We start from the raw sequence: 1,986 nt of genomic DNA, 5'->3' as shown, positions 1-1,986 counted from the left end.
CCCGACCCCACCTCGTTGCTGACGAACACCACGGTCCGCTGCGTCGCCCGCACCGCCGCGACCAGCTCGGCCACCCGCTCGCGCACCGCCCCCGGCAGCTTCTCCTCCTCCCACGCCCCGGCCCGGTCCATGGCGTCGGTCAGCCACAGCGACAGACAGTCCACGAGCAGCGCGGGGCCCTCGGAGGCCAGCAGCGGCACCAGCTCGCAGGTCTCCTCCGTACGCCAGGCGCCCGGCCGCCGGTCGCGGTGCAGGCCGACCCGGGCCGCCCACTCCGGGTCGCCCTCCCGGGTGCCGCCCGTCGCCACGTACACCACCTCGGGGAAGGCCTCCAGACGGCGTTCGGCCTCCACCGACTTGCCCGAGCGCGCCCCGCCCAGCACCAGGGTGCGGCGCGGCAGATCGGGCACCGCGTGGTACTCCCCGACGATCAGCGTCGACCCGTCCGGCACCGCCCGCGCCCCGGCCGCCGCCAGCCGGCGGCGCAACTCGCGCCCGGGGGGCACGTCGTGGCCGATGTGCGCGGCGATCACGTCCGTGGCGGCCCCCACCGCGCCCGCCGCCCGCAGCCGGGCAAGCGCGTCCGGCCGCCCCAGCACGTCGCAGACCACCATGTCGTACGGGTGCGGGGCCCCGGCCATCCCCGACGGCGCCCCGCCGGGCGGCAGGTACAGCAGCCGCTCGCCCTCGGGCGAGGTCACCTCGTACCCCGTGCCCGGGGCGTCCATCGGCACGGCCCGCACCCGGTGCCCGCTGATCAGCGTCAGGACCCGGCCGTCCGGCACCCGCCCGGCCGAGGGCAGCCCGGGCGGCAGCTCCACCGCGGGCCCGTCGTGCGGATGGGTGAGCAGGACCTGCCGTACGCCCGTGAGCGAGTGCCCGGACCGGGCGGCGGCCAGCGCCGCCCCGGGGGTCAGATCGAGCAGCAGGGCGCCGTCGACGAGCAGGGCGGTCGCGGCGCGCGCCTGGTCACCGCGGGCCGAGGCGCACGCGGCGCAGGGGCAGTCGGGGCGCGGCAGCCCGTCGGGGGCGCCGGTGCCGAGGAGAGTCAGTTCCACGAAGACGATCCTCCCGCGTCACCGCGGGCGGTGCGCGCCCGGATACGCTGCGGGCAGCAACGTGACCCGGGAGGCGGACATGGCGTGGACGTGGCGATTCGAGAAGTCCGACGGGACGGAGGTCGAGCCGGCGGTGGCACCGGAGGAGTTCACGACCCAGGGCGACGCGGAGTCCTGGATCGGTGAGGTCTGGAAGGACCTGCTGGAGGGCGGGGCCGACCAGGTGCACCTCTTCGACGACGGCAAGAAGATCTACGGCCCGATGAGCCTGCAGGCCGACGCGGACTGACGGCACGGGGCGGCGCCCGCGGACCTCCCCGGTCCGCGGGCGCCGCCGCGCGCGGGGCCGGTGTACCGGGCCGTGTGCCGGTCCCGTGTACCGGGAGGCGTCCCGGATCCGACCGTGCGGGCTCCCGGCTCCGCCGCCCGGTTCCGGCCGTGCGGGCTCCCCGCTCCGGCCGCCCCAGATCCGGCCGTGTGGGCTCCCGGCTCCGGCCGCCCCGGATCCGGCCATGCGGGCTCCCGGCTCCCGCCGTCCCGGCCCGCCGTCCCGGCTCCGACCGTGCGGGCTCCCGGCTCCCGCCATCCCGGTTCCGGCCGTCCCGGCTCCGACCGTGTGGGCTCCCGGCTCCGGCCGCCCCGGTTCCGGCCGTGCGGCCTCCCGGCTCCGGCCGTCCGAGCCCGCCGTCCCGGCTCCGGATCCGGCCGTGCGGGCTCCCSGCTCCGGCCGTCCAGGCTCCCGGCTGCCGCCGCCCCGCCCCCGCCGTCTCAGATCTCGCCGAGGGTGACCGTCGTGGTCTTCACCGATCCGCCGCGGCTGTAGGTCACCTGGACGGTCTGGCCGGGCTTGGCGGTGGCCAGTGCCTCCGACAGGGAGGTGATCGTGCCGATGTCGGTCTCCCCGAGCCGGGTGATGATGTCCCCGGCC

The 1,986-nt window shown here is 77.9% G+C and carries 3 protein-coding genes; 1 reads left to right on the top strand and 2 read right to left on the bottom strand.

The features are described from left to right. Window positions 1-1,058: bifunctional adenosylcobinamide kinase/adenosylcobinamide-phosphate guanylyltransferase (locus ACJA3G_RS35885; protein WP_406557215.1), on the bottom strand; the 1,058-nt coding region annotated here is incomplete at its 3' end. A gap of 79 nt (window positions 1,059-1,137) precedes the next feature. Between ACJA3G_RS35885 and ACJA3G_RS35880 the strand changes: the two genes are divergently transcribed. Further along, complete coding sequence (locus ACJA3G_RS35880; protein WP_406557214.1) at window positions 1,138-1,347, top strand: hypothetical protein; 210 nt, start codon at window positions 1,138-1,140, stop codon at window positions 1,345-1,347. 479 nt (window positions 1,348-1,826) lie between these two features. On the opposite strand, the gene ACJA3G_RS35875 is transcribed toward ACJA3G_RS35880, so the two are convergent. Next, window positions 1,827-1,986, bottom strand: a 160-nt coding sequence (locus ACJA3G_RS35875) for a PDZ domain-containing protein (protein ID WP_406557216.1), incomplete at its 5' end; no start/stop codon positions are given.

Origin of the sequence: Streptomyces sp. YS-3, from assembly GCF_045257485.1 — a bacterium.
Classification (GTDB): Bacteria; Actinomycetota; Actinomycetes; order Streptomycetales; family Streptomycetaceae; genus Streptomyces.
This window is presented reverse-complemented; position numbering and strand designations above follow the sequence as displayed.